Origin of the sequence: Paraburkholderia caledonica (genome assembly GCF_000383275.1) — a bacterium.
GTDB classification, from domain to species: domain Bacteria; phylum Pseudomonadota; class Gammaproteobacteria; order Burkholderiales; family Burkholderiaceae; genus Paraburkholderia; species Paraburkholderia caledonica.
In genome coordinates this window covers 333,563-359,435 of record NZ_KB911038.1, presented here as the reverse complement: position 1 = coordinate 359,435, position 25,873 = coordinate 333,563, and the positions used below count along the sequence as shown (strand labels likewise).

Below are 25,873 nucleotides of genomic sequence, written 5' to 3'. Positions count from 1 at the left end.
CTGTATTACACGCCGCTACGCATTAAGCGATCTTCGAACGTTTTGCACGCGCCGCGGCGGCTGGAATGTTTGCGCGCCGACGCGTAATGTTTTCAACCGGATGCACATTGGAGTGCATTCGCTTACTTGACGCAGAAACTCGCGCGCCTGTCGCAAGCGCGCGGCGGGCCTTAACCGCGACGCTCCTGCGGCGCCCGCTCGCGCGCGATCCTCAAACGCTCTTTCAGGGCAGCGTGTACGCGATCACGTAATCACCTTGCTTCGTGCCGAGCGAGCCGTGCCCGCCCGCGGTGACCAGCACATACTGCTTGCCGTTGCTGTCGGCGTAGGTCATTGGCGTTGCCTGCCCGCCTGCGGGCAAGCGAGCTTGCCACAGCCGGTCGCCAGTCCGTACATCGTAAGCGCGCAGATAGTAATCAAGCGTACCGGAGAGGAATGCCACACCGCCAGCAGTCGTGATCATGCCACCCAGACTCGGCACGCCGAGCGGCATGGGAATGGGCAGCGGCGCGCTATCGCGGATGGTGCCGTTCTTGTGTTCCCACACAATGTGGTTCGTGCGCAGATCGACGCCCGCGACATATCCCCACGGCGGCGCCTGGCACGGAATGCCGAGCGGCGAAAGGAACGCATTGAGCTCGAATCCATAAGGCGTGCCGCGAGCGAGCTTGATGCCGCTTGTTTCACTGCCCTTCTTCTCTCCGTTATCGGACGGAATCTGCGAGCGCGGCACCAGCTTTGAAGTGAAAGCCATGTAACTCGGGTTCGCGATCAGTATTTGCCGAACCGGGTCCACTGCAATGCCGCCCCAATCGAACACCCCGAAATTGCCCGGAAATACGAGCGATCCCTGCTCGGACGGGGGCGTGAACATGCCGTCATATCGCAGCGATTTGAACTTGACGCGGCACCACAGCTGATCGAAAGGATTGGTGCCCCACATGTCGCGCTCGCGTACTTTCGGCGGTTTGAAGTTCAGTGCGGAGAACGGTTGAGTAGGCGAAGTGTGATCGCCGGTTCCCGCGCCCTGCGGTACGGGTTCTTCCGTGATCGGCACGATCGGCTTGCCGGTCTCGCGGTTCAGCACGTACAAACTGCCCTGTTTCGTCGATGCGATCAGCGCAGGTTGCACGCCACTGGGTGTCTGCAGATCGATCAGCGAAGGTTGGCCGCCTACGTCCATGTCCCATAGATCGTGGTGAGTGAACTGGTAATTCCAGCGCATCTTGCCGGTCGCGAGATCCAGTGCAACGACGCCCGCCGCCACCTTCTCCGAAGCGGGCGTACGCATGCCGCCCCACTGGTCGGGTGTCTGATTGCCGAGCGGCAGATACACCATGCCGAGTTTTTCATCCACGCTGAAGACCGACCACATGTTCGGCGAATTGCGAACGTACGTCTGATTGCCGGTAATCGGCTGGGTCTCGTCTGGATTGCCCGCATCCCAGTTCCACACGAGATGGCCGTCGTGCACGTCGAACGCGCGGGTGACTCCCGAGGGTTCGTTGGTCGACTCGTTATCCGTGACGTGGCCGCTGATAATGACCAGATCGCGAGTTACCGCGGGCGGCGACGTCGAGTAATAACCGCCAGGGGTAAAGGGACCGATATTCGTGCGCAGGTCGATTTGACCGTTATTGCCAAAATGCGTGCATGGCTGACCCGTGTCGGCATTGAGCGCAATCAGTCGTGCATCGGCGGTCGGCAGGAAAATGCGGCGCGGACATTCGGCGCTCACGGCAGCGGCGGCCGTCTGTTGGGTCGCAGCCGATGTATCGCTGGCGGCCGTGGCGGCGGATGCCGATTGCTCTGCGCCCGCCGCTGTGGAAGCACCGTTGGCCGCGTCAGTGGTCGCTGATGCGCCATCCGCTGCAGGCGCCGAGGCCGATGCTTGGGGATTCGAAGCGGCAGCGCTCGCATCAGTGCTTGCAGGCGCGCCTGCAGCCGCGCCTTCAGTAGGCGCTGATGCCGCCGCATTATCGGCCGCTGCTACCGCGGCATTTGCCGGATACATCGCGTCGTCGTGATATGACACGCCGCGGCAAGTCATATGCTCCCAGTGCTTGAAGCCAACGGGACTCTGAATATGCGGATCGTATCGCCAGAGTTCCTTGCCCGACGCCGGATCGAGCGCGATCACGATACTGTGCGGCGTGCAAAGGAAGAGCTTGTTGCCGACCTTGATCGGCGTGTTCTCATCGGTAGTTTCGGTGGGGTCGCCCGGGCCCGGCTTGTCGCCTGTTTCGAATTGCCAGGCCACTTTCAGTTGCCCCGCATTCTCCGGTGTGATTTGCGTAAGCGGCGAATAGCGCTGACCGAGCGGCGAGCCGCCGTAGTCGGTCCAGTCGGCCGCCTGCCGGTTCGCGTCACCGGCAATTGGTGTAGTGGGTGGAGCGGCAGTGGAAGCCAGGGTGCCCGCGCGATCATACGGATGATTGAACGCTGTGACGAGGCCGAGGAGTACGGTCAGGATCACGGCGGCAGTCAACGGCACGACGCCCTCGCGATGCGCGGCCGGTGGCCCGAACACCAGTTTGCGTGTGACGGGCGGCAGCAATAGCCACAAAGCAAGTACGAGCCACACCCACAAGCGCGGCAACAATTGCCAGAAGTCGAAGCGCGCTTCCACCACGGCCCAGATCGTCGAACCGAACAGAATCAGCGCGAATAACCATAGCGCCGAACGTCGGCGAATGCTGAGCAGCACGCCGGTCAGCGCAATCGCGATCCCGGTCACCACGTAATACCACGAACCACCCAGCGCGACGAGCGGGACTCCGCCCCCAGCTAGCGCCAGGCCGATAATGATAAAGACGACAGCGGGGACGGCAAGTGCGGGAGGAAACCGATGTGGCTTCGACATATTCACCACCTCTACAGACAATGATTCGAATTGGATTACACGAGAAAAACCGACCGTTTGGCCGAAAGCGCCGTTTGTGCAAGTAGCATTTACAGTTCCCGGTGGACTCATCGGCAAGGCATGCAACATGCAACGTGTGCCAAAGTCGCACTGATTACCCCGAAATGTCATGAAGCATCGAGCCACCGTCCTTTGCCTGCGCGCTAATCACATCCTGCTGGTCGCGAGATCCAACGGACGGTGGGCGCTGCCCGGCGGTCGATGCAAGATCGGTGAGCCCGCGTTCGACGCGGCCGCTCGCGAGCTTCTTGAAGAGACTCAAATGAGCGGCATCCCGCTCCAGTACATTTTCGAGTTCTGGGGCGCCCGCACTCGACACTATGTATTTGCCGCGCGTATTCCCGAGCACGTCGAGCCGATACCGAGCAATGAAATCAGCCGATGCCGCTGGGTCAGCGTGAAAGACGTTCGTTCGGCATGGGTCAGCGTGTCGACTCGCGGCATCGTTCAGATACTTCTGGAAGAGAGCAGTCCGATGGGGCCCGCTCGGAGGTCGAGTCCATTGCGGGCGTTCTGAGCGCACCGGCAAGCGTGGCACGAGCGTTGCATGACGAAGCTTGTCGCTTACTTACCCACGGAGTTTCACAATGGCAGGAGATAACTCGTTCAAGCCCGGCGAAATCGTCAAGACCTCCGGCATCTATTCAGTCGTTCACGACGACGGCAAAGACACCTTCGAAGTAACGTGCGTGGAGGGAGAACATTTTCCGCCTACGCGCAGCGGCAAAGGCGCACACTTCGAGCTCAAATATGCGGCCACGCACGCGCATCGGCACGGTGAGCTGAAGGGAAGTGAAGCAAGGCAAAACGCCTAACCGGCGACAAATCGTCGAAACAGCGCGCCCGGCGAGGAGCACAGAACGATGCCTAAAACTTCCGCTTCGCCGTTCGCTCTTGCCGAGCGCGCAATCATCAGCCTGTACGACGGCGGCGTGCTATCGCCCGCTGTCCTCGAACGGCTATTGGCCGTTTTCGCACAAGAGAACACGGACTGGGACACGAAACCGTCTCAACGCACCGTCGACGGACGCTCGCTTCACGAAGTGGTCATTCTCACCATGCTGCCAGGCGAATCTTTACGTTCGGCGAGCAAATCCTTCCTGTCGGTAATCGAGCACATAGGCGGCGTATCGCGAACTAAAAATCCTGCGAGCGCGGCGGAGGACGTAGACGAGCACGAAGAAGAATCCGCGGACCAGGACGACGACAGCGCAGAACTGGCGCAGCAATTGTCCGGGAGTGCTCGCGCTCCGCGGCGCGGCCGTGCCGCGAACGTGAAAGACAAAGCGAAAGACACCGCCAAAAACAAAGAGAGAGACTCCGACTCGCCCACGCGGCAGCCGAAGAGAACGGCAGCGTTCAATCCGCTGCTGAACGCTGCAGCACCGCGCAAGAGCAAAAACTAAACTGCGGCGCATGGGCACAGTGCTTGCGTTACCCCGTTCAAACCTGCCGCCAGGCGGCGTTTCAACACGGAGAGCGACATGCCCGAGAAACAACCGAACCCAAATACAGACGATGCACTCGAACTGCTGATCGCGGATCATCGCGCCGTCGAGCGGCTATTCACCGCGTTCAAAGAAGCTAAAGAAGACGATCTGGAAGCGAAAGCCACGCTGGCGCAGCGCGCGTGCGAAGAGCTCACCATTCACACCATCATCGAAGAAGAACTGCTCTACCCCGCTGCGGCTGAAGCGCTGCCGTCAGGCGATGTGGTCGACGTGGAGGAAGCGTACGTCGAGCACTTTCTCGTGAAAACACTGATCAGCAAATTCGAAACGCTCAAGGCGGGCGATAAAGGCTTCGACGCGACGTTCAAAGTGATGAGCGAAATGGTCCAACATCACGTGGAAGAAGAAGAGAACGAACTGTTTCCGGAATTGCGAAAGGCCAATCTCAATGTGAAGGGACTGGGTCAGAAAATCGCGCAGCGCAAGATGGAACTGCAGGGCAAGCTCGACGCAGTCGGCAGCCGTGCGGTCGGCGACAAGACCTGACGCGCGAAGTTGTCGCGGGCCATGCGGGGCGCGTGGCTCGCAAAAAAACCGGCCCTTGAATGGGCCGGATCACACGATCAAAACCGCTCTCTCAGTCCCGCGTCGCTTTTCGCCGGCGGGACTTCCCCACTTACTTCTGCTGCTTCGCCTTTTCGTTGCCGGCTCGCTCAGCAAATTCGGTCAGCTTCAAATCCGTCGCCTTTTCTTCTTCCAGCGTTTCCTTCAGCAGATTGACGGCATCGGTGAAACCCAGCTGCTTTCCGATCGCGCACAGGCTGCCGTATGCGGCGATTTCGTAGTGTTCCACCTTTTGCGCGGCAGCGACCAGGCCGGCATCGAGCACTGCGCCTTTCTCCATTTCGTCGATTAGCTCCTGCCCTTCCTCGATCAAGCCTTCCATCGCGACGCACTTCATTCTTTTCAACTTCACGCCACTCGTTTCTACAACCTTATCGATTCTTTCCACCTGTCCTTGCGTTTCCTCCAGGTGCATTTTGAACGCCTCGCTCAATTGCGGATCGGACGCAGCACGCGAGAGTTTCGCCAATGCCTTGGTCAACTGCTTCTCGGCGCTGTAGATATCCGACAGCATGTGAACGAACAGATCGTCGATGGTCTTTCGCTGTGTCATGTGCAACTCCCAAGGTAGTGGTTAGGAGCCCTGCAATCCGCAACGCGTGTGCCAGAACATTGGCACGCGCGTTGTGACGATTTAATGGCTCAGGTATGCGGGATGCGCAAGGAAGCGTGCAGTCGAAAGTTTCCCAACCATACTCAGCGGAGAAACCAATGTTCGTCCACAACAAACGACTTCAATATACCGTGCGTGTCGCCGCCCCCAATCCGGGCCTCGCCAATCTGATGCTCGAGCAATTCGGCGGACCTCAAGGCGAGTTAGCGGCCGCGTGCCGGTACTTTACTCAGGCCGTCGCAGAAGACGACCCGGGCCGCAAGGATTTGCTGTTCGACATCGCTACTGAAGAACTGAGTCACCTTGAAGTAATCGGCTCCATCGTCGCTATGTTGAACAAGGGCGCGAAAGGCCAACTCGCTGAAGGCGTCGAGCAGGAAGCAGAGCTGTATCGCTCGTTGACAGGCGGCGGCAACGACTCGCATACCACCGCGCTGCTGTATGGCGGCGGACCTGCGCTCACGAACTCCGCGGGCGTACCGTGGACGGCTGCGTACATCGACACGATTGGCGAACCGACCGCCGACCTGCGCTCGAATATCGCTGCCGAAGCGCGCGCGAAGATCGTCTATGAGCGCCTGCTGAATGTCACGGACGACCCGGGCATCAAGGAAGCGCTCGGTTTCCTGATGACGCGCGAGATCGCTCACCAGAAGTCGTTCGAGAAAGCGCTGCACTCGATTCAGCCCAACTTCCCGCAAGGCAAGCTGCCGGGTGTTCCGGAATTTACAAACGTGTACTACAACATGTCGGCCGGCGAAGGCGACGCACGCGGTCCGTGGAACGAGGGCCCGGAATGGGAATTCGTCGAGGCACCGCAGCCGGCAGTGGATGGCGGCGACGGTCTGCCATCGGTCAACGTGACGCAAGCAGATGTCGAAGTGCTAGGCGCGCTGGCCGAGAGAACCGCATCGGATACGGAATCGGATCCGATGACGGGTGCCGATCTTGGCTCGGGTAAGCAGCCGGGCTAAGCGCTTATCCACGGCGGGCTGCCCCGCGATCAAGAAGAAAAAATGCCGCGAAGCGCATTGCGCTTCGCGGCATTCGAACATCAGTTCCACGCTCTTTTAAAAGCATAGGCGTCCGCAGCGAGGATTACCTCGCGGTCGCAATGTGCGCATTCACCTTGACTGGCGGCGGGTGGTCGAAAGGTGGTTGCGGCACGAAACTGCTGATGACACCCGGCTCGAAGACGAGACAGCAGGTCGAGCCGCCGTACTGGAAGAAGCCTATTTCATCGCCCTTGGCGACGCGCTGGCCAGGCAACGCCTCTATCATGCACGACGACACGTCGGCCATGCCGACGAAAAGGCAGCCGACCTGACCGATCGCAGGATCGTCGCTTTCGATAACGATCACGGCGCGCGCCGCCACCGCGGTAATGTAGCCCTGCGAATCGTTCAGACCGCCGGCGTCGCGGCCTTCCGAATCGGCGTCGGAATAGTAGGTGCCATCCAGCGCGTACGCTTTTTTGATGACGCCACTTACCGGCGCATGCCACCGGTGATAATTGAATGCACTGAGAAAGGACTGATAGATCGAGCCGCCGACAAAACGCTGTGCAACTTCGCGCTGGCTCGCAGAAAACATATCCAGTAGCGAATAAGGCTGTGCCTTGATCCAGAAGGTATCGGTCAGCTTGACGTCTGTCTGGATGTTATACGGAGCCGCCTCGCAGGCGCTGACAATGATCTTGTCGTTATCCGGCTGATCGACTGGCCGTACGCCCTCGCGGAACCGGCGCGTGAAGAAGTCGTTCCATGACGAAAAGCCCCAATACGGCTTGTCGGTATCGCAGACGAACTGCGACATGCCGATCTGCTCATCGGCCTCGGGCGAAAACCATCCATTCGGCGCCGACGTATTCAGGTGTTCACGCGAATGCGGCCCACTCAGGAACCCGCACCAGCAATTGAGCACGCGTTTAAGCCGCTGGTTCAATGCCGGGTCGCGGAACAGCGCGTAGCCGGACGGCATGCACATCGGCCAGTCCAGCACCGCATTCAATGGGCAGTGAATCAGACTGGTCTCGCTGAACGGCGGCGCATAAGTCATTACGTAATCGATGATCACCATCAACTCGTCTATTGACGTATAGCCGAGCACATAACCAGCGTCGCGGGCCTGATCGATTGCGCGCGTCATATCCATGCGAAGAACGGGGTCGCCGCTCAGAAGCGCGGCCAGATCTTCTACCGCCGACGTTCGCGGCGCGTGCATCGCGCGAGCGCGGGCTTTTTCCGCGAGGTCGGTGCGATATCGCGCGAGATGCTCTTCGTTCGATGGCAGCCAGCCGCCGAGCCTGCGCCGCTCGATGGCGGTTTTGTCGTTGTCTGTCATGCTGATCCTTTCGGCTCATCGGAAACAATACTCCCACCGGTTTGCAAAGGTCATTCCTGTTAGCTTCAGGTCACGTTTCAGAACCAGGCCCGCAATTTGCACTCCATCTGTTCCTGTCGTCTTTAAGCAAGTCCATCATAAAATGATGCAATCGCGCGCACGTCTGCTCGTCGTTTCTCCACATCTCGACGACGCCGTTCTGAGTTGCGGGCTGCTTCTCGCAGCTAATCCATCGGCCATTGTTTGCACGGTGTTCACCGCGCCGCCGCCGGAGAACATGTCCACTGACTGGGACCGGCAATCCGGTTTCACGGATGCGTTTGAGGCAATGCAGACGCGCAAGCAGGAGGACATTCGGGCGTTGCAAAAGCTCGGCGCACAGCCGGTACATCTGTCCTTCTGCGATGCGCAATACCTGTTGACACCGAGCCCCGATGATCTGACCGGAGCGCTTCGCCGCACGCTCAACGAGCACAGTCCAGAGAACGTGTTCTTCCCGCTGGGCATCTTCCATTCCGACCACACTTTAGTGTCGGACGCATGTCTCGCGCTGATCGACGTCATGGCCGACACCGCATTTCACGGCTACGAAGACGTGCCGTATAGGCAGAGGCAAGAAGCGGTATTGGAGCGCATTGAAGAACTGACCAAAAGCGGCTACGCGCTGTCGCCCACCACCGACATGGGCGCGCCGGTCAATGCATTCAGCGCGCAGGAGCAGATCAAGCGAGAAGCCATTGCCGCCTACGCGAGCCAGTTGCGCGCGTTCGGCCCACAGGGGCAAAGCTCGCTTTATTCGACCGAAAAGTATTGGCGGCTGCAAAGAGCCTCAAGCTAGTTGAAAGCGGACGGCACACCGATTGCTTGAACGGGGCATCGCCTCGTCAAGAATAAAGAACCGCATGGAAAAAAAATCGCTTTCCCGGCGCATTTCGGTCGTCGTTCTGACGTACAACCGCGCCGATGAGCTTGTGGCCACCCTCGAGCGCCTACTCGCCCTTCCCGAAAACCCGCCCATTTTTGTCGCGGACAACGGCTCCAGCGATAACACCGTCGCGCTCGTGAAGGCGCTGTTTCCCACTGTATGCATCGTCGAATGCGGGGCGAATCTCGGCGCGGCCGGACGTAATCGCGCCGCCGCGTACGTCGGCACGGACTACGTGGCCTTCTGCGACGACGACACGTGGTGGGAGCCGGGCTCCCTCGATCGCGCGGTGCAATTGCTCGATGCGTGGCCGAATGCGGGCGTACTGAGCGCGCGCGTGGTGGTCGGCGAAGATAACCTCACGGACCCGACCTGCTCGGTCATGCGTGCAAGTCCACTCGGCAGCGAAGGGCTGCCGGGCCCCTCGTTGATCGGCTATATGGCAGGCGCATGCGTTTTTCGCACGTCGCTGTTTCGCCAACTGGGCGGCTACGAGCCACGCCTTTTTATCGGCGGCGAAGAAGAACTCGTCGCGCTGGACGTGCTGGCAGCCGGGCACTCGATTGTCTATTGCGATCAATTGACCGTGCACCATCATCCGTCGCCGTCACGCGATAGCGGCTTGCGGCGCCGCACACTCGCGCGTAATGCCGCGTGGATCGCGTGCTTGCGCCTGCCCTGGCCCGAGGTGAGCCGCGCGACCATGCATGCGCTTGTGACGTTCTCACGTGAAGGCACCCTCGCGCGCGACGCCGTTCCGCTGTTGAGCGGGCTCGCATGGGCATTGAGACACCGCAAGCCAGTACCGGCTCAGGTGCTGAGCCTGCGCGAACGGGTACGCACGGGCGAGCGTCAAATGGCGGCGCCGGTGCCGCCCACTGCCCGCGCAAAACCAACGGTAAGCAAAGTCGACGCGCGTACCTGAGCCGCAGGACGTGGAGAGGCGCACATGCGCGCGGCGAACGCGCACCGCCTCACGCTTCATACGCCCGTGCGTGCGGACGCCATCGCCAGATTGCGAATTTCGCCTATCAGCTTTTCAGGTGCAACCGGCTTCGAAAGATGCGCCTGGAAACCGGCCATCTGCGCTCTCATACGGTCTTCCCCCTCCGCGTAGCCGGTGATTGCGATCGCCGGCACGCGGTCCTGCAGCGGCAGTTGCCGATCGGCTTCAAGGCGTCGCAAACGGCGCAGTACGTCATAACCGTCTTCGTCCGCGAGCACGATGTCGCATAGCAACGCATGCGGCCATTGTGTGGTCGGTGTGGCGGCGAACCAGTCCAAGGCCTCCTTGCCCGACGACGCGGTTCGCACGCGCGCGCCACTCGACACAAGCACCGCTTCTAATGCGTCGAGCGCATCTTCCTGGTCGTCGATAGCCATGACAAAGAGACCTTCTAGCGGCGCCGCGCCGTCCACTTCCGAGGTCAACGGTACCGCTGCTGAACCGGCGCCTGAATCAGCGTCGGCCACCGGACGCAAAGGCAGCATGGCGACATAGGCGAGCCGCCCGTTGAGCGTCATTAGCGTGAAACTGCCGCCCGCCGCAGCCAGCGCTTCCTCCATATAACGAGCAGCCGCTTGCGACAGTTCAGCGGGCTTTTCGCCCATGCCGAGTACCGTGACCCACACCTGATTGTTATGCCGCTCGACGCGAAGCTCGATGCGCTGCCCCGGCCTCGCGTGCACGATCTCGTTGCGGCACAACTCGGCGATCAGCGGTTGCAGCACGCTCGGGTCGCCGGTCACACGCAGATCGTTGTCGCTGATCTGCGGATACAGCGTCACCCGCTGCGCGGCAATTTCGTCGTGCAACGCGTCGATCACGCCGGCCATCAGCGCCGCGAGGCTGACCGACTGCGCGGTGAGCTTGCGTTGCGCGTGCTCGAGTTCGCCCTGCTGCCATTGCAGGGACCACATCTTCGCGTAGACGCCTTCACGCGTGAGCAACTCGCGGTGCGTGCCCTGCTCGACCACGCGGCCATGCTCCATCACCAGAATCCAGTCGGCGTCGACCACGGTCGATAGCCGGTGCGCGATCACGATCGACGTCCGGCCTTGCGCGAGCCGCGTCAATTCAGTCTGGATCGCCCGTTCGGAGCGCGTGTCGAGCGCGGAGGTGGCCTCGTCGAATACGATGATGCGCGGGTCCTTCAGAATGGCGCGTGCAATGGCAATGCGCTGGCGCTCGCCGCCCGAGAGCCGCACACCGCGCTCGCCGACGCGGGTGTCGTAATGATCGGGCAGACGTTCGATAAATTCGTCGAGTTGGGCCGCGCGCGCCGCCCGCACCACATCCGCACGCGTTGCCGAAGGCCTGCCGTACGCGATGTTATAGGCAATGGTTTCGTTAAACAGCACCGTGTCTTGCGGCACGATGCCGATTGCTTCGCGCAGGCTCTTTTGCGTGACATGACCGATGTCCTGTCCGTCTATAAGAATCCTGCCGCTGTTTGGCTGATAAAGACGAAAGAGCAGCTTCACGAGTGTCGACTTGCCCGACCCACTGCCGCCTACAATCGCCAGCGTCTTGCCAGGATACGCATGAAAGTCCACGTCGCGCAGAATCTGCCGAGCCGGGTCGTAGCCGAAGTCCACATGCTCGAATGAGATTTGCCCTGCGCTCACCACTAGCGGTTTCGCGGCCGGTTCGTCGATATCCTCGCCAACGCGCCCACGCGCGGCGAGTATTTCGAACATGCGCTCGACGTTGACCATCGCGTCGTTCGTCTCACGAAATACGAAGCCGAGCGTATTCAGCGGCATGCAGATCTGGATGATGTACGCATTGACCAGAATCAGATCGCCGACAGTCATGCTTCCGGCCACCACGTGCTGCGCCGCGAGCAGCATGATTGCGCCAATGCCGAACGCGATCACCGCGCTCTGCCCTACGTGCAGCGCCGTCAGCGCGCGCTGATTGGCCGTTCTGGCGTGCACCCACTTGTCGAGCACGACCGACAACCGCTTCGTTTCGGTGTCTTCGGTGGCGAAGTATTTGACCGTGTCGTAGTTAAGCAGACTGTCGACGAGCCGGCCATCCGATTGCGCCTCCAGAGCATTCACCGCGCGCTGGAACGCAACGCGCCGCCGGGTGAACACGAATGTATATGCCGCATAGCAAACGAAGGTTGCCGCAATCGCGATCATGAATTCGCGCGCGTAATTGTGGACCATGATCGCAACGATAGTCGCGATCTCGAACGCGGTCGGCACGATCGTAAATAGCGCGACGCCGAGCAGAAAGCCGATGCCGTCGGCGCCCTTTTGCACGTCGCGAACTATTGCGCCGGTCTCGCGTTTCGTGTGAAAGCGCGCACTCATACGATGCAGATGCGCGAAAGTCCGCTCGGTAAATGCGGCGACGGTGCGCTGCGTGACGATGCTGAATACCACGTCGCGCGCTTCGTTCAATGCATCGCCGAGAAAACGCAGTAATGCATAAGCCAACACGAGGAACACCGGGAACAGCGCCTGCGCGACCGGGTGCCCCAGTTCGTCGACCACATGCTTGAGCACGAGCGGGATCAGAACAGTGGAGAGCTTCGCGGCAACCATCAGCAGCAAGGCAGCGACGGTCTGGTTGCGATAACGCCAGACTGCTCGCATCAGGTCGGCGGCAATGCGGCGGGTCAACTGGGAACGGGGCAGCGTTGCGGAGTTCGGCATGGTGTCCTGAGAAGGCCGCGGCAGCGCGTGAACTGCAGCCCGGCATTAGATTCCACGAAGCGGATTCGCAAAGCGGCGCGACGAGTAGCGTGCATGTCGGGCACGTGCGCCAGGGGCAGTAATGCCCACACAGCGGAGCACACCTCGCAGCAAACCCTGCGCCCGCCGCCGGACAAAACTTAGCATAGACGACACATTAGCGGCACGCGATGAAAGCCGCACGTTGAAGAAAATATTTTCGTCCACGTTGGTGACGGTGATCGAACTTACATGGCCGCTTGTAGAAAAAGGGAACGCCACACCGTTTCCTTGCTCGAAAAAAGGGAACGCTACAGCGCTTCTCCGCACCCAACACCGCATTGCGCTTCGCCCGTCACTCGCAGCGCATAGGCACAGCGCATGCTGATGCCGGATAACAGCGTTGTATTGCGTGAAATTGCATAAGAGTGCTCAGCAAAACGCGCCATGGACACCCCCGCTAATGCCAATCTCCGCGAAGGAATCTCAATGAAGATCGCCCTCATCAGTGAACACGCCTCGCCCCTCGCCGTCGCCGGAGGCGTCGACAGCGGAGGACAAAACATCTATGTCGCGAATGTTGCGCGTGAACTGACAGAGATGGGCCATCAAGTGGACGTGTTCACGCGGCGCGACCGCGCGTTGCTACCGCTCATATCCGACATGGAGGGCGTCCGCGTGATCCACGTCCCGGCAGGGCCGCCGATGCAGTTGCCGAAAGAACTGCTGCTGCCCTTCATGGATGAGTTCGCCGCGTTTCTGATCGAATTCTTCCGCCGCGAGAAAACGCCATACGACGTCATGCACGCGAACTTCTTCATGTCGGGCCTCGCGGCATTGAAGGTCAAAGCGGCGCTCGGCGTGCCGCTCGTCACGACGTTTCATGCGCTCGGCCGTGTTCGGCGGATACATCAGGGCGCGAGCGACGGCTTTCCTGACGAGCGCTTCGCAATTGAAGACGACCTCGTCGCGCAGTCCGACGTGGTGGTCGCGGAATGCCCGCAGGATGAAGCAGACCTGATCGAGCTTTACCACGCCGACCCCGCGCGCATCGAGATCGTGCCGTGCGGTTTCGACGCCGACGAGTTTCACCCGATGGATCGTGCAGCCGCTCGCGACGCACTCGGCTGGCAGCAAAACCAGTTCACCGTGCTTCAGCTCGGACGGCTCGTGCAGCGTAAGGGTATCGACAACGTGGTTCGCGGCGTGGGTGTACTGAAGAAAGCCTTCAGGACTTCCGCGCAACTCTACGTGGTGGGCGGCAACTCCGACGCGCCGAATGAAAAGGCCACGCCGGAAATCGCGCGCCTTCGTGGCATCGCGCGCGAATGCGGCGTAGCTGAACAAACCATTTTCGTGGGACGGCGCGGGCGCGCGCAATTGCGCTACTACTACAGCGCGGCAGACGTGTTCGTGACGACGCCCTGGTACGAACCGTTCGGCATCACACCGGTCGAGGCCATGGCTTGCGGCACGCCGGTGATCGGCGCCGATGTCGGCGGCATCCGCTATTCGGTTGCAGACGGCATCACCGGCTTTCTCGTGCCGCCGCGCGATCCGGCTGCGCTCGCCGCGCGCCTGAACCAGTTGCGGCGCGACCCCGCGCTCGCTCGCAGGATGGGCGAAGCGGGCGTCGAACGCGCGCGCAAGGAGTTCACATGGCGCGGTGTGGGCGAATCGCTCGCGCAGATCTATATGCGCACCGCGCGGCTCGTGCCCGCCAAACCCACGGAAGACCGCGTGGAAGTTCCGCTGCGAGCTGCGGCCGGCGCATCGTTCCGTTAGGCGCCGCGCAGCATTGCAGCGCTGATAGCGCAGCCAGTTGTGTCGAGCCGGTGCGGACGCATGGTCCGCTTGCGGCGATTCCGCCCACATTTTTCTACACCGCCTTCGTCATGCTGCGACCCGCTGTATTTCTCGACAAAGACGGCACGTTGCTCGAGGACGTGCCCTACAACATCGACCCTTCGCTGATGCGCCTCGCACCGGGCGCGCGCGAAGCGTTGACGCTGCTCGCGACCCAGCCGTTCGAGCTGTTCGTGATCAGCAATCAGTCAGGCGTCGCACTCGGCAAATTCCCGCGAGCGGCGCTAAAGAACGTGGAAGCCGAACTCACGCACATGTTCGCCGAATCCGGCGCGATGTTCTCCGGCGCGTACTGGTGCCCGCATCATCCGGACGGCACCGTTGCGCCTTATTCGACCGCCTGCGATTGCCGCAAGCCAGCGCCAGGCCTGTTGCTGCGCGCAGCCCGCGAGCATCGGCTGGACCTCGCGCGCAGCTGGTTCATCGGCGACATTCTCGACGATGTCGAAGCGGGCAATCGTGCCGGATGCCGCACGATTCTGCTCGACAACGGCCACGAGACCGAGTGGATAGAAGGACCTCAGCGCGTTCCTACCGCGCGCGCCGCGGATCTGCACGAGGCTGCCCGGATCATCGCAAACGCTCTGGAAGCAGCGGCGCCGCCCGCGCCCGCCGGCGAGGAAACCGCTCAATGAATGCGCCGCTGCTGATCACCCAGCCGACACTCGCTCACGCTCGCGTGCCCGACAGCCCGCAGCTTGCGCATTGGGGCGAGGAGATCAAGCGCATTCTGTGCGTGCGGCTCGACAATCTCGGCGACGTGCTGATGACCACGCCCGCGCTGCACGCACTGCGCGAGTCCTCACCCGGCCGCCACATCACGCTGCTTGCGTCGCGCAGCGGCGTTGCACTCGCGCCGTTTCTCGACGATGTCGATGACGTGATCGAATACGAAGCGCCGTGGGTTGCGAATCCGCCGACGAGCGCGCGCTCGCTTGCCGACGATCAGCGCATGCAGGAACGATTGCGTCGCGGCGGCTTCGATGCCGCTGTGATTTTCACGGTCTATAGCCAGAGCCCATTGCCTGCGGCAATGCTGTGCCATCTGGCGGGCATTCCGCGGCGGCTCGCGCATTGCCGCGAGAACCCGTATGAGTTGCTGACAGACTGGCTGCGTGAACCGGAGCCGCAGCAGCGCACCCGTCATGAGGTGGAACGGCAACTGGACCTCGTGCGCCAGGTCGGCGCAGAAGCCCCCGACACGCGTATGCGCTTCACGGTGCATGAGTCGGACCGGCGAACGCTTGCAGAGCAGTTTGCCGCGAGAGGCATCCACAGCGGCACAAAAGCCGACACGCCGTGCATCGTGTTGCACCCCGGTGCAACCGCCGCATCGCGACGCTATCCGCCCGAGCGCTTCGGTCACATCGCGACGCGCCTTGCCACCGAAACCGGAGCCCCGCTTCTGATCACCGGCAGTGCGAGCGAGCGTCCTCTCGTCGACGCGGTGATCGCCGCCGCTGCGCCGCGAGTTCGCTCACAACTGCACGATATGAGCGGCGCGCTCACGCTCGGCGAACTGGCAGCGCTGATCGAACAAGCGAGCGTGCTGGTGTCGAACAACAGCGGGCCCGTGCATCTCGCGTCCGCGCTCGGCACGCCGGTCGTCGATCTGTATGCGTTGACCAATCCGCAGCACACGCCGTGGCAGACGCCGAATCGCGTGCTGTTTCGCGATGTCGAATGCCGCTGGTGCTACCGCAGCGTGTGTCCTCAGCATCATCATGCGTGCCTGCTGGGCGTCACGCCCGGCGAGGTCGTGAAAGCGGCGCTCGAGTTGCGTGCCGAAGCACGAACTCGCGCAGCCTCCGTCGACTCCGACGCTCACCGCTCGGACGCTATCGAATTCAACGCCCACCACAGCGACGCGGCGCCGCCGCTCGCCGATGAACCCGTGGCTCCCTGAAACCCACTCCTACTGCGAACGCCCATGTACACACTCGGAATCAATGCCGTCTATCACGACAGCGCCGCAGCCCTGCTGCGCGACGGTGTGGTGCTCGCCGCCGCCGAAGACGAACGCTTCACGCACGTCAAGCATGCGAAGCGCCCCGTGCCCTTCTCGACCTGGCAACTGCCGTTCGACGCAATCGATTACTGCCTGAAAGCCGCCGGCATCACGCTCGCCGAAGTCGATCATGTGGCCTACTCATACGATCCGAGCCTCTTTAGCGGCATGCCGAAGCGTCCCGGCGCGACTATCGAGTTGCCCTTCGATCCCGCGAACACGCGTCTGTCCGACCCGTCTGCATCGCCGTGGGACCCGCTCTTTCTCAGCTATATCGCGAACGCCAAGGGCCAGTTGCTCGACGGCGCGCCGCATCATTTGCGCAAGCGCTTTCAGGGTGTGGACCGCGACAACGGCTTCAAGTGGCATTTCGTCGACCATCACCTCGCGCACGAGGCCAGCGCGTTTCTCGCCGCCCCGTTCGAGAATACGGCGGTGCTCACCATGGACGGCCGCGGCGAAGGCGTGACGACCAGCATGGGCCAGTTCGTCGACGGGAAATACACGCGGCTCAAGCAGGTCGAACTGCCGCACTCGCTCGGACTGCTTTACGAAGCGGTAACGGACTGGCTCGGCTTCCTGCATTCGTCCGACGAGTACAAGGTGATGGCGTTGGCGTCGTACGGCAAGCCGGAATACCTCGACGTGTTCCGCGATATCGTGCGTTATCGCGGCGACGGCAGCTATACGGTCGACGCCCCGCGCCTCGTCCAACGCTTCGGTCCGGCACGCGAACGCGGCGGCCCGCTCGAACAGCGCCACTTCGATATTGCCCATTCGTTGCAGCGCGTGCTCGAAGAAACGGTACTGCAACTCGCGGGCTGGCTGCATGAGAAGACCCGCTTGAGCAAGCTCAGCATGGCAGGCGGCGTCGCATTGAACTGCGTGATGAATTCGAAGCTGCGCGACGCAGGTCCATTCGACGATGTGTGGGTCCAGCCCGCAGCGGGCGACGCGGGCACCGCGCTTGGCGCAGCGTTGTGGATCGATTCGCGCGAACGCGGCGAGCGCGGCGATCGCAAGCGTCATTGGGTAATGGACCACGCGTACCTCGGTCCCGAATATCCGGAACAGGAAATCGAACAGTTCCTGCAATGGTCGAAGGTGCCGTACCGGCGGCTCAACGACATTGCCGGCGAGACCGCCGACCTGCTCGCGAGCGGCAAGGTGATCGGCTGGTATCAGGGCCGCACCGAGTTCGGTCCGCGGGCACTCGGGGCGCGTTCGATCCTCGCTTCGCCGGTCGATCCGCACATGCAGGCGAAGCTCAACGAGATCAAGGATCGCGAGGACTTCCGCCCGGTCGCGCCGGTCGTCATGGAAGAACATGCGAGCGAATGGTTCGTGAATGGCCAGGTCGCGCCGTTCATGCTGTTCGTGTTCGACGTGCGCGCCGACAAGGCCGAGCGCATTCCGGCAGTGCGTCACGTGGACGGCACCGCGCGCGTGCAGACCGTGAACCGTTCGCAGCACCCGCTCTACTACGATCTCCTGTCCGCGTTCAACGAGCGCACCGGAGTGCCGATTCTCGTCAACACGTCATTCAATACGCGCGGCGAGCCGATGGTGAATTCGCCCCGCGATGCGGTCGAGTCGTTCTGGACTTCGCCGCTCGACGCGCTCGTGATCGGCCCCTTCGTCGTCGAGAAAGCGCGGGGCGGCGCATGAGTCCATCCGCTACGCGACCGATCGACGTAGGAGGCAGCTTCGGCAATCCGCATAGCGAGGCCGAGCCGATTGCGGCCGGGTATCCGGGCGTGCTGCTCGCGCACCTCGACGTGTCGGTGGTCGTGCCGACTTATCGGCGGCCCGACATGCTCGCGTCGTGTCTTCGCGCATTGACGGAACAGGACTTTCCCGCAGATCGCTACGAGATCGTGGTCTGCGACGACGGTCCCGACGAAGCAACTCGCGCATGCGTCGCGCGCATTGCGGGCGAGCAGGCAGAGCGCGGCCTCGCCGTGCGCTACGTGCCGGTGACTCGCACACAAGGCCCCGCGGGCGCGCGCAATGCCGGTTGGCAACACGCGCGCTCGCCGGTAATCGCCTTTACCGACGACGACACGCTGCCCGATCCGCAATGGCTGCAAGAAGGGCTTGCGGCGATTCGCCAGGGGGCGGCCGCCGCCGCGGGCCGGATCGTCGTGCCGCTGCCCTCGTCGCCGACCGACTACGAGGCGGATGCGAGCGGCCTCGAGCGTGCGGAATTCGCGACCGCAAACGTATTCGTAGCGCGCAGTTTTCTGACGATGACAGGGGGCTTCGACGAGCGTTTCACCTCGGCGTGGCGCGAAGACTCCGACTTGCAGTTCACGCTGCTGCAAGCGGGCGGCAAGATCGTGCGTGCAAGCGATGCGGTGGTCGTGCACCCGGTGCGTCCCGCGCGCTGGGGCGTCAGCATCTCGCAGCAGAAAAAGAGTCAGTTCGACGCGTTGCTCTACAAGAAGCACCCTGAACTGTTCAAAACGCGGATTCGCTCGTCGCCTCCGTTGCTGTACTACCTCATTCTCTGCGCCGCATTGGCCGCGCTGGTCGGCATTTTCGTGGGCGATGGCAATACCGTGACGCTAGCGGTGCTGGCGTGGTTCGCACTGACGGCTTATTTCTGCGCAATGCGTTTGCGCGGGAAAGACCGCAGCTTGCGCCACGTTGCCGAAATGGCGTGGACGTCCATCCCGATTCCATTCCTGTCGATCTTCTGGCGGCTCTACGGCGCTGTACGTTACAAGGTGTTCTTCTTATGAATGCAGACTCGTTCATCGCCTCTGCCGCGCCGCGCCGCATAGCGATCTTCCGCGCGTTGCAACTGGGCGACATGCTCTGCTCGGTGCCCGCGCTGCGAGCGCTGCGCGCGGCCGCGCCGCAAGCGCATATCGCGCTGATCGGCTTGCCGTGGGCGCGGTCGTTTGTCGAGCGCTACGCCGATCTCATCGACGAACTGATCGTCTTTCCTGGAGCCGCAGGCTTTCCCGAGCAACCCGAGACGGACGAAGGGCTGCCCGCATTCCGTGAATGGATGCGCGCCCAACGCTTCGACCTCGCGATCCAGCTTCATGGCAGCGGCGGCATTGCGAACGATCTGCTGCTTGAGTTCGGTGCCAACGCCTATGCGGGCTTCGTACAACCTGACGAGCGGCCGCGTGAAGGCGTGTTTATCGACTGGCCAGACGACCTGCCCGAACCCGAGCGCTACCTTGCATTGATGAGCGCGCTCGGCGCCGAAACCACCGAGCGGCAATTGTCGTTCCCTCTTTGCGAGCGGGATGGCGACGAATACGCGTCGTTAGTGGCCGCGCACGGCATCGAAGCAGAGCGCCTCGTGCTGGTTCATCCAGGTGCGCAATTGCCCTCGCGCCGCTGGCCGGTCGAGCGTTTCGCGGAAGTCGCCGACCGACTCGCCGCCGACGGCTGGCAGATCGCCATCACCGGCACGGCGGCGGAAGCGTCGCTGACCGGCGCGGTGCTCGGCGCGATGACCGCGCCCGCGTTGCACCTCGCCGGTTCGACATCGCTCGGCGGACTGGCTGCGCTCGTCGCGCACGCGCGACTCGTCGTCTGCAACGACACGGGCATTTCGCATATCGCCGCGGCCATGGCGACCGCGTCCGTCGTCGTCGCGTCGGGCAGCGATACGCGCCGATGGGCGCCGCTCGATCACGAGCGGCACCGCGTGCTTGCCGACTATCCGCCGTGCCGCCCGTGCATGTTCCGCGAGTGTCCTTACGGCCACCCTTGTGCCCTGAACATCGGCGTGGACCGCGTCGCCGAGACGGCGCGCGCCCAACTGGCCGAAGTTCGCGACGCGCATCCGGCCAGTGCCTGCGCATTGCATACGCATGCCGAAACCGGATCCTTCGAGGAGTTGCACCATGCTGCGTAACTGCCGCCGTCTCCGTGTGCTGACATGGCACGTGCACGGCAACTACCTGTACTACCTGACACAGGCGCCGCACGATTTTTATCTGGTGACGAAGCCGGGTCATCCGCCTGGTTATGCGGGCAAAGTGGGCGTGTTGCCGTGGGGCGACAACGTCCACGAAATCAATGCGGACGACGTGCCGGATCAGGAGTTCGACGTGATCCTGTATCAGCACAAGACGCATTGGGAATACGACCGCGAGCATGTGTTGAGCGACGCGCAGCGCCGCTTGCCGCGCGTGTATATCGAACACGATCCGCCGCAGGAAAACCCGTTCCAGCAATGGCATTGGGTCGACGATCCGGACACGCTGCTGGTTCACGTCACGCACTTCAATCAGTTGATGTGGGATTGCGGCGTGACGCCCACGCGCGTAATCGAACATGGCGTGGTGGTGCCGGAAGGCGTGCGCTATACCGGCGAACTGGAGCGCGGCATTGTCGTCGTGAATCATCTCGCTCAGCGCGGCCGGCGCCTCGGCGCCGACGTATTCGCCGACGTGCGCACGCGCGTGCCGCTCGACCTGGTCGGCATGGACGCCGAGCGGCTCGACGGCATTGGTGAGGTCGGCAATCTGGATCTCGCCGCGTTCACCGCGCGCTATCGCTTCTTCTTCAATCCGATTCGCTGGACCAGTCTCGGCCTCGCCATCGTAGAGGCGATGACGATCGGCATGCCGATCGTGGGCCTCGCGACTACCGAACTGGCGACGGTGATCCGCAATGGCGAAAACGGTTTCGTGCATACAGACGTGAATGCGCTTGTCGACGCAATGCACGAACTGCTGCGCGATCCTGCGGAAGCCCGGCGCCTCGGCGAGGGCGCGCGACGCACGGCGCAGGAGCGGTTCCACATCGACCGTTTCGCACAGGACTGGCACGACGCGCTGCTGCAAGTGACCGCGTAGGCCACAGATCGGCGCGGCTTGCGCCGAACAAACGTAAGACGACTAGGACCACGCAACATGAAAGAACTTACCCGCAAGCGGATTCTGGTCACAGGCGGCGCCGGCTTTCTCGGCTCACACCTGTGCGAGCGGCTCGTGACGCAAGGCCACGACGTGCTGTGCGTCGACAACTTCTATACGGGCACGAAGGACAACATCGCGCATCTTCTCGATTGCCCGAACTTCGAGCTGATGCGTCACGACGTGACATTTCCGCTCTATGTGGAAGTCGACGAAATTTATAACCTCGCCTGCCCTGCGTCGCCGATTCACTACCAGCATGATCCGGTACAAACCACCAAGACGAGCGTGCACGGTGCGATCAACATGCTCGGACTCGCCAAGCGCGTGAAAGCAAGAATCTTCCAGGCATCGACGAGCGAAGTGTATGGCGATGCGCTCGTGCATCCGCAGAAAGAAGACTACTGGGGCCACGTCAATCCGATCGGACCGCGCTCCTGCTACGACGAAGGCAAGCGCTGCGCTGAAACGCTCTTCATGGACTACCGCCGTCAACATGGGCTTTCCATTCGCATTGCGCGAATCTTCAACACGTATGGACCGCGCATGCATCCCGCCGATGGCCGCGTCGTGTCGAACTTCATGATGCAGGCACTGCGCGGCGAGCCGATCACGCTGTATGGCGACGGCTCCCAGACGCGTTCGTTCTGCTACGTGGACGACATGATCGACGCGTTCATCCGTTTGATGAACACCGCCGAAGACCCCGGCGGGCCGGTCAATCTCGGCAATCCGCACGAAGTGAGCATGCGCGAAATCGCGCAACGGATTGTGGCGATTACGGGCTCCAGTTCGCCGCTTGAATTGCATCCGCTGCCGACCGACGATCCGTGGCATCGTCAGCCGGACATTTCACGCGCGCGCGAGCTGCTCGGCTGGCAGCCAAAAACCTCACTCGACGACGGACTCAAAGAGACCGCGCGCTATTTCCGTGCGCGGATCGAGGCATCGTCGGAAGCGACTGGCGACGTTGCCTCGATTGGAGCGCATGCGGATCAGCGCCCCGCCCTCACGTAACTCGCCAGAAACGTGCGGGTGCTGCCGTCGGGGAACTGCACGGCCACCTGCTCGCCGCTCGCCAGCGCGACCTCACCGGCGCCATAGCGCGGCACGCGCACGGCATCGCCCGGAGTCCAGACGCGTGGTTTGCGCGACTCCTCACGCTTGCGTTGTGCAACTTCATTCGCGTGCGTCTCCGGTGCAACGATAGCGTCGGACGCCATGTCGATCTGCGGCGGATTCACGCAGTTATCGCAGACGCCGCAGCGCTCGGCGGCAGGCGAGTCGCCGTAATAGTCGAGAATCGCGCGCCACCGGCATTGACCCGTTTGCGCGTAGTCGATCATCTGCTGCAGCGTTTCCCTGTCGTGCGCGCTCATCTGCTCGAATTGCGCTGCGGCATTGGCAACCGCGTCGCGCGCGGATTCCTTCGCGCCCTCGCGGCTTCGCAGACGATAGCGACGCTGCCGGTCGCGGCCGGCCACGCGGGCGTCGACCAGCATGTTCAACGCGGTTTCCAGCTTGCCCGCACCGACATCCGGCAATGCCTGCTTGAGCGCGCCCAGCGTGACGCCCTTAGGTTCGTCGGCAATACGCGCGACAAGCGTGTCATACACACGCTGCGCGAGTTCGACACTCGGATAGCGTCCCGCAAGGAAAAATTGCTGGATGCGCCGGTCGTTCAGATCGAATAGCAGCACGCAATCGGCGGGCTCACCGTCGCGGCCCGCGCGTCCCGTTTCCTGGTAGTAAGCGTCGAGGCTGCCGGGAATCTGGTAATGGATCACGAAGCGTATGTCCGCCTTGTCGATGCCCATGCCGAACGCGTTGGTTGCGATCATCAAACGGGTGGCGCCCGACATGAACTGCTCCTGCGCCTCTTCGCGAGCGTCAGCCGCCATTCGCCCGTGATAGCGCGAGACCGACTCGCCTGCCTCCGTGAGCCAGCCGTAAATGCGATCGACGTCGCGCACAGTCGCCGCGTAGACGATGCCGGTCCCGCTGAGCGATGCAATCAGCTTCGACAATTGCTCGCGCTTGGCGGTCACGGCGCGCGCTGCGCCGTCCTTGCCTCCCGCCGTGCTGACCTGCACGACGCGGTAGCGCAGATTCTCGCGATACGTTCCAGTGCGAACCACACGCGGTTCGCGCAACGCAAGCGAGTGCACGATGTCGTCGAGCACGCGCGGCGTGGCCGTAGCAGTCAACGCAAGCACCGGCGGCTGCCCGAGCGACTTCACCGCAGCCGCGATCTGCAGGAACGCGGGGCGAAAGTCGTGTCCCCATTGCGATACGCAGTGCGCCTCGTCGACCACCACTAGTCCAACGCGGTTTTCGGGGCGCGCGCGCAACGTTTCGATGAAGGCCGGTTGCGCCAGGCGCTCCGGCGTCACGAACACAATGCCGCTCTCGCCTGCCGCAATCCGTTCCAGCGCTTCGCGCTCGGCGCGACTACGCAGCGTGCTGTTCACGAGTGTGCAGTCGATTCCAGCGGCCAGCAGCTTGTCGGCCTGGTCTTTCATGAGCGCGATCAGCGGCGACACGACGAGCGTTGTGCCCTCGAGATGCAGCGCCGGCAACTGATAGCAAAGCGACTTGCCCGCGCCCGTCGGCATCGTGGCAAGCGTGTCGTTGTGTTGCAATACGCTGCGGATAATGTCCTCCTGACCGGCGCGCAAGCGCACGATACCGAACATGTCACGCATGGTCTTGCGCATGCTGCGAAGCCGTTGGTCGACTGTCATAGTTGGAAACAAGCGTCCTTGCGGGCGTTTTCGCCCGCGGTTGTAGTGAGATGAGTGTGAAAGACGAATTCCCGCGCGTAGCGGCGTGACCCGCCGCTCACGGCTGCAGCTTGACCTTGATCCAGCCCGGCTCGCGATTGTCGAACGCGCGATAGGCCTCGATCGCGTCGGTAATCGGCTCGCGCTGCGTCAGCACGGCAAGCGGATCGAACGAGCCGTTACGCACGATCTCAACGAGATGCGGCGTAATCGCGCGGTGATTGCAGTTGCCCATGCGCACGACAAGATTGCGATTCATTGCTTCGCCGATCGGGAAAACGCGGTCGTTCGGCGGATACACGCCGATGATCGACACGGTGCCCGCTTTCGCCACCGCTCTGACCGACCACGTCAATACTTGCGACGGTCCGCTGCCCGGACGCCAGTTATCGCCATCGGGGTTCGTATCGGGCGCAATCTCCTTCACTTCCTTGTCGAAAGCCTGTTGCTGGTCGCGCTCTTTCTGCGCAGCCGGGCCGTGCTCGGCACGCACCGCGTCCACGCCCACTGCATCGATCACGCGATCCACGCCGATGCCGCCGGTCAGTTGCAAAATCATGTCGACCGGATCTTCCTCGTCGAAATTGATCACTTCTGCGCCTTGCGTGCGAGCCATGTCCAGCCGCGACGCTATGCGATCCACCGCAATCACGCGGCCGGCGCCCATCAGCTTCGCGCTCGCAATGGCAAATTGGCCCACTGGACCCGCTCCGAACACCGCGACCGTATCGCCGGTGCGAACGCCCGCCAGCTGGGCGCCGAAATAGCCGGTGGGAAAGATATCGGAGAGCAGGATCGCGCGATCGTCGTCGATTTCGTCGGGCAAACGGATCAGGCTCGCGTGCGCCAGCGGCGTGCGCGCGTATTGCGCCTGCAGACCCTGGAATGGGCCGGTCGTTTTCGGGCCGCCGAAGAATGCAGTGCCGGCGCTCGCGCCATTCGGATTTGCGTTGTCGCATTGGGCCGTGTAGCCCGAGCGGCAATAGGAGCAAAATCCGCACGAGATAGTCGACGGAATCAGCACGCGATCGCCTTGGCGCAGATTGCGCACACTGCGGCCCACTTCCTCGACGATGCCGATTCCCTCATGACCGAGAATCGTGCCCGGCACCATGCCGCCCAACGTGCCACGCACCATATGCAGATCGGTGCCGCAAATCGCGCTGGACGTGAGACGTACGAGCGCGTCGGTAGGCTGCTCGAGTTTGGGATCGGGAACATTGTCGAGACGGATGTCCCCTATGCCGTGAAATACCACTGCTTTCATCTGCACTCTCCTTCTCTCAGGTCTGGCAGCGTCGCGGCTTATGGCTGCCTGCATCGACAGCCCGCGTCGATTCCGCGGGCCTTGTTACGGCACAGCAATCCGCGTGCAACGCTTCGTGTGAAGCGTCGGCAGCGAAGCGGGTATCGCTTTTGCTCGATTTCGATGTGCGTGAACGAAGCGTCAATCAACCAGAGAGGAGAAAAGCATGAACCAGGAACCGTCCGATCCCGTGGAACGCGCGGACCAGCGACGCGAGAAGCTGGGTGATGGAGACGTCAAGATCAAATCCGACGGCACAGTGGAAGAGCGGGAGCATGGAAGCATCGACCCGACTCTGGTTCCGAAGGGAAAAGATCACCCGTCTGAAGGGCCGTACACCCCTGAGCACGATCACGTGGACCCCGATCTCGAACCGGGTGGCGCCGAAGGCCATCCAACCAGCAAGGGTGATTTGTCGGCGTAACGCTGTTCGCGTGTTGCTCGCATTACCAGATGGT

General features: G+C 62.3%; 22 protein-coding genes. 16 read left to right on the top strand and 6 right to left on the bottom strand.

The window, feature by feature from the left end:
- Positions 1-223 precede the first annotated feature (223 nt).
- Positions 224-2,863 (bottom strand): glucose/quinate/shikimate family membrane-bound PQQ-dependent dehydrogenase, encoded by a 2,640-nt coding sequence (locus H281_RS0116995; protein WP_027804685.1) that lies wholly within the window; start codon positions 2,861-2,863, stop codon positions 224-226.
- Between the two features lie 169 nt (positions 2,864-3,032).
- Here H281_RS0116995 and H281_RS0116990 point away from each other — a divergent pair, with 169 nt between their 5' ends.
- The 4 genes from H281_RS0116990 (at position 3,033) to H281_RS0116975 (ending at position 4,920) form a co-directional block, all read left to right on the top strand.
- Complete coding sequence (locus H281_RS0116990; protein ID WP_020068339.1) at positions 3,033-3,440, top strand: NUDIX hydrolase; 408 nt, start codon at positions 3,033-3,035, stop codon at positions 3,438-3,440.
- Between the two features lie 70 nt (positions 3,441-3,510).
- Entirely contained in the window at positions 3,511-3,738 is a 228-nt protein-coding gene (locus tag H281_RS0116985; RefSeq protein ID WP_020068338.1) for a hypothetical protein, read from the top strand.
- Between the two features lie 48 nt (positions 3,739-3,786).
- Positions 3,787-4,329, top strand: a complete 543-nt coding sequence (locus H281_RS0116980; RefSeq protein ID WP_020068337.1) for a hypothetical protein — start codon at positions 3,787-3,789, stop codon at positions 4,327-4,329.
- A 78-nt stretch (positions 4,330-4,407) separates the two neighbouring features.
- Positions 4,408-4,920: a hemerythrin domain-containing protein gene (locus tag H281_RS0116975; protein WP_020068336.1), complete on the top strand. Its 513-nt coding sequence runs from the start codon at positions 4,408-4,410 to the stop codon at positions 4,918-4,920.
- Positions 4,921-5,050: 130 nt separating this feature from the next.
- On the opposite strand, the gene H281_RS0116970 is transcribed toward H281_RS0116975, so the two are convergent.
- Positions 5,051-5,551: a YciE/YciF ferroxidase family protein gene (locus tag H281_RS0116970; RefSeq protein WP_020068335.1), complete on the bottom strand. Its 501-nt coding sequence runs from the start codon at positions 5,549-5,551 to the stop codon at positions 5,051-5,053.
- 158 nt (positions 5,552-5,709) lie between these two features.
- On the opposite strand from H281_RS0116970, the gene H281_RS0116965 reads away from it, so the two are divergent.
- Positions 5,710-6,585 carry a manganese catalase family protein gene (locus H281_RS0116965; RefSeq protein WP_020068334.1) on the top strand — a complete coding sequence of 292 codons (876 nt, stop codon included), beginning with the start codon at positions 5,710-5,712 and terminating at the stop codon, positions 6,583-6,585.
- Between the two features lie 124 nt (positions 6,586-6,709).
- On the opposite strand, the gene H281_RS0116960 is transcribed toward H281_RS0116965, so the two are convergent.
- Positions 6,710-7,954, bottom strand: coding sequence for a phosphatidylserine decarboxylase family protein (locus tag H281_RS0116960; RefSeq protein WP_020068333.1), 1,245 nt, complete (start codon positions 7,952-7,954; stop codon positions 6,710-6,712).
- On the opposite strand from H281_RS0116960, the gene H281_RS0116955 reads away from it, so the two are divergent.
- Positions 7,953-8,792 carry a PIG-L deacetylase family protein gene (locus H281_RS0116955; protein ID WP_241077896.1) on the top strand — a complete coding sequence of 280 codons (840 nt, stop codon included), beginning with the start codon at positions 7,953-7,955 and terminating at the stop codon, positions 8,790-8,792. The genes H281_RS0116960 and H281_RS0116955 overlap by 2 nt on opposite strands.
- 64 nt (positions 8,793-8,856) lie before the next feature.
- Positions 8,857-9,804: a glycosyltransferase family 2 protein gene (locus tag H281_RS0116950; RefSeq protein WP_020068331.1), complete on the top strand. Its 948-nt coding sequence runs from the start codon at positions 8,857-8,859 to the stop codon at positions 9,802-9,804.
- Between the two features lie 56 nt (positions 9,805-9,860).
- On the opposite strand, the gene H281_RS0116945 is transcribed toward H281_RS0116950, so the two are convergent.
- Positions 9,861-12,548 (bottom strand): ATP-binding cassette domain-containing protein, encoded by a 2,688-nt coding sequence (locus H281_RS0116945; protein ID WP_020068330.1) that lies wholly within the window; start codon positions 12,546-12,548, stop codon positions 9,861-9,863.
- Between the two features lie 507 nt (positions 12,549-13,055).
- Here H281_RS0116945 and H281_RS0116940 point away from each other — a divergent pair.
- From H281_RS0116940 to H281_RS0116905, 8 genes are all read left to right on the top strand, one after another.
- Positions 13,056-14,351, top strand: coding sequence for a glycosyltransferase family 4 protein (locus H281_RS0116940; protein ID WP_020068329.1), 1,296 nt, complete (start codon positions 13,056-13,058; stop codon positions 14,349-14,351).
- A 110-nt stretch (positions 14,352-14,461) separates the two neighbouring features.
- Complete coding sequence (locus tag H281_RS0116935) at positions 14,462-15,067, top strand: D-glycero-alpha-D-manno-heptose-1,7-bisphosphate 7-phosphatase (protein ID WP_027804684.1); 606 nt, start codon at positions 14,462-14,464, stop codon at positions 15,065-15,067.
- Positions 15,064-16,338 carry a lipopolysaccharide heptosyltransferase II gene (waaF, locus tag H281_RS0116930; protein ID WP_020068327.1) on the top strand — a complete coding sequence of 425 codons (1,275 nt, stop codon included), beginning with the start codon at positions 15,064-15,066 and terminating at the stop codon, positions 16,336-16,338. Before H281_RS0116935 ends, waaF begins: the two co-directional genes overlap by 4 nt.
- 24 nt (positions 16,339-16,362) lie before the next feature.
- Positions 16,363-18,108: a carbamoyltransferase family protein gene (locus H281_RS0116925; protein WP_020068326.1), complete on the top strand. Its 1,746-nt coding sequence runs from the start codon at positions 16,363-16,365 to the stop codon at positions 18,106-18,108.
- Positions 18,105-19,184, top strand: a complete 1,080-nt coding sequence (locus tag H281_RS0116920) for a glycosyltransferase (protein ID WP_020068325.1) — start codon at positions 18,105-18,107, stop codon at positions 19,182-19,184. The genes H281_RS0116925 and H281_RS0116920 overlap by 4 nt, the downstream gene beginning before the upstream one ends.
- Positions 19,181-20,320: a glycosyltransferase family 9 protein gene (locus tag H281_RS0116915; protein ID WP_020068324.1), complete on the top strand. Its 1,140-nt coding sequence runs from the start codon at positions 19,181-19,183 to the stop codon at positions 20,318-20,320. Before H281_RS0116920 ends, H281_RS0116915 begins: the two co-directional genes overlap by 4 nt.
- On the top strand, positions 20,310-21,266 hold the full coding sequence (locus tag H281_RS0116910) for a glycosyltransferase family 4 protein (RefSeq protein ID WP_020068323.1): 957 nt from the start codon (positions 20,310-20,312) through the stop codon (positions 21,264-21,266). The genes H281_RS0116915 and H281_RS0116910 overlap by 11 nt, the downstream gene beginning before the upstream one ends.
- A 57-nt stretch (positions 21,267-21,323) precedes the next feature.
- On the top strand, positions 21,324-22,343 hold the full coding sequence (locus H281_RS0116905) for a UDP-glucuronic acid decarboxylase family protein (RefSeq protein WP_020068322.1): 1,020 nt from the start codon (positions 21,324-21,326) through the stop codon (positions 22,341-22,343).
- Here H281_RS0116905 and H281_RS0116900 read toward each other — a convergent pair.
- Entirely contained in the window at positions 22,322-24,070 is a 1,749-nt protein-coding gene (locus tag H281_RS0116900; protein WP_020068321.1) for a RecQ family ATP-dependent DNA helicase, read from the bottom strand. The genes H281_RS0116905 and H281_RS0116900 overlap by 22 nt on opposite strands.
- A gap of 97 nt (positions 24,071-24,167) precedes the next feature.
- A complete protein-coding gene (locus tag H281_RS0116895) occupies positions 24,168-25,376 on the bottom strand; it encodes a zinc-dependent alcohol dehydrogenase (RefSeq protein WP_020068320.1) in 1,209 nt (402 codons plus the stop codon).
- Between the two features lie 205 nt (positions 25,377-25,581).
- Here H281_RS0116895 and H281_RS36030 point away from each other — a divergent pair, with 205 nt between their 5' ends.
- A complete protein-coding gene (locus H281_RS36030; RefSeq protein WP_020068319.1) occupies positions 25,582-25,839 on the top strand; it encodes a hypothetical protein in 258 nt (85 codons plus the stop codon).
- Positions 25,840-25,873: the final 34 nt, after the last annotated feature.

What these genes read in the sequence shown, in the direction of transcription:
- H281_RS0116995 (WP_027804685.1), bottom strand. Translation starts at nt 2,863, where the DNA reads ATGTCGAAGCCACATCGGTTTCCTCCCGCACTTGCCGTCCCCGCTGTC.
- H281_RS0116990 (WP_020068339.1), top strand. Translation starts at nt 3,033, where the DNA reads ATGAAGCATCGAGCCACCGTCCTTTGCCTGCGCGCTAATCACATCCTG.
- H281_RS0116985 (WP_020068338.1), top strand. Translation starts at nt 3,511, where the DNA reads ATGGCAGGAGATAACTCGTTCAAGCCCGGCGAAATCGTCAAGACCTCC.
- H281_RS0116980 (WP_020068337.1), top strand. Translation starts at nt 3,787, where the DNA reads ATGCCTAAAACTTCCGCTTCGCCGTTCGCTCTTGCCGAGCGCGCAATC.
- H281_RS0116975 (WP_020068336.1), top strand. Translation starts at nt 4,408, where the DNA reads ATGCCCGAGAAACAACCGAACCCAAATACAGACGATGCACTCGAACTG.
- H281_RS0116970 (WP_020068335.1), bottom strand. Translation starts at nt 5,551, where the DNA reads ATGACACAGCGAAAGACCATCGACGATCTGTTCGTTCACATGCTGTCG.
- H281_RS0116965 (WP_020068334.1), top strand. Translation starts at nt 5,710, where the DNA reads ATGTTCGTCCACAACAAACGACTTCAATATACCGTGCGTGTCGCCGCC.
- H281_RS0116955 (WP_241077896.1), top strand. Translation starts at nt 7,953, where the DNA reads ATGCTGATCCTTTCGGCTCATCGGAAACAATACTCCCACCGGTTTGCA.
- H281_RS0116960 (WP_020068333.1), bottom strand. Translation starts at nt 7,954, where the DNA reads ATGACAGACAACGACAAAACCGCCATCGAGCGGCGCAGGCTCGGCGGC.
- H281_RS0116950 (WP_020068331.1), top strand. Translation starts at nt 8,857, where the DNA reads ATGGAAAAAAAATCGCTTTCCCGGCGCATTTCGGTCGTCGTTCTGACG.
- H281_RS0116945 (WP_020068330.1), bottom strand. Translation starts at nt 12,548, where the DNA reads ATGCCGAACTCCGCAACGCTGCCCCGTTCCCAGTTGACCCGCCGCATT.
- H281_RS0116940 (WP_020068329.1), top strand. Translation starts at nt 13,056, where the DNA reads ATGAAGATCGCCCTCATCAGTGAACACGCCTCGCCCCTCGCCGTCGCC.
- H281_RS0116935 (WP_027804684.1), top strand. Translation starts at nt 14,462, where the DNA reads ATGCTGCGACCCGCTGTATTTCTCGACAAAGACGGCACGTTGCTCGAG.
- waaF (WP_020068327.1), top strand. Translation starts at nt 15,064, where the DNA reads ATGAATGCGCCGCTGCTGATCACCCAGCCGACACTCGCTCACGCTCGC.
- H281_RS0116925 (WP_020068326.1), top strand. Translation starts at nt 16,363, where the DNA reads ATGTACACACTCGGAATCAATGCCGTCTATCACGACAGCGCCGCAGCC.
- H281_RS0116920 (WP_020068325.1), top strand. Translation starts at nt 18,105, where the DNA reads ATGAGTCCATCCGCTACGCGACCGATCGACGTAGGAGGCAGCTTCGGC.
- H281_RS0116915 (WP_020068324.1), top strand. Translation starts at nt 19,181, where the DNA reads ATGAATGCAGACTCGTTCATCGCCTCTGCCGCGCCGCGCCGCATAGCG.
- H281_RS0116910 (WP_020068323.1), top strand. Translation starts at nt 20,310, where the DNA reads ATGCTGCGTAACTGCCGCCGTCTCCGTGTGCTGACATGGCACGTGCAC.
- H281_RS0116905 (WP_020068322.1), top strand. Translation starts at nt 21,324, where the DNA reads ATGAAAGAACTTACCCGCAAGCGGATTCTGGTCACAGGCGGCGCCGGC.
- H281_RS0116900 (WP_020068321.1), bottom strand. Translation starts at nt 24,070, where the DNA reads ATGACAGTCGACCAACGGCTTCGCAGCATGCGCAAGACCATGCGTGAC.
- H281_RS0116895 (WP_020068320.1), bottom strand. Translation starts at nt 25,376, where the DNA reads ATGAAAGCAGTGGTATTTCACGGCATAGGGGACATCCGTCTCGACAAT.
- H281_RS36030 (WP_020068319.1), top strand. Translation starts at nt 25,582, where the DNA reads ATGAACCAGGAACCGTCCGATCCCGTGGAACGCGCGGACCAGCGACGC.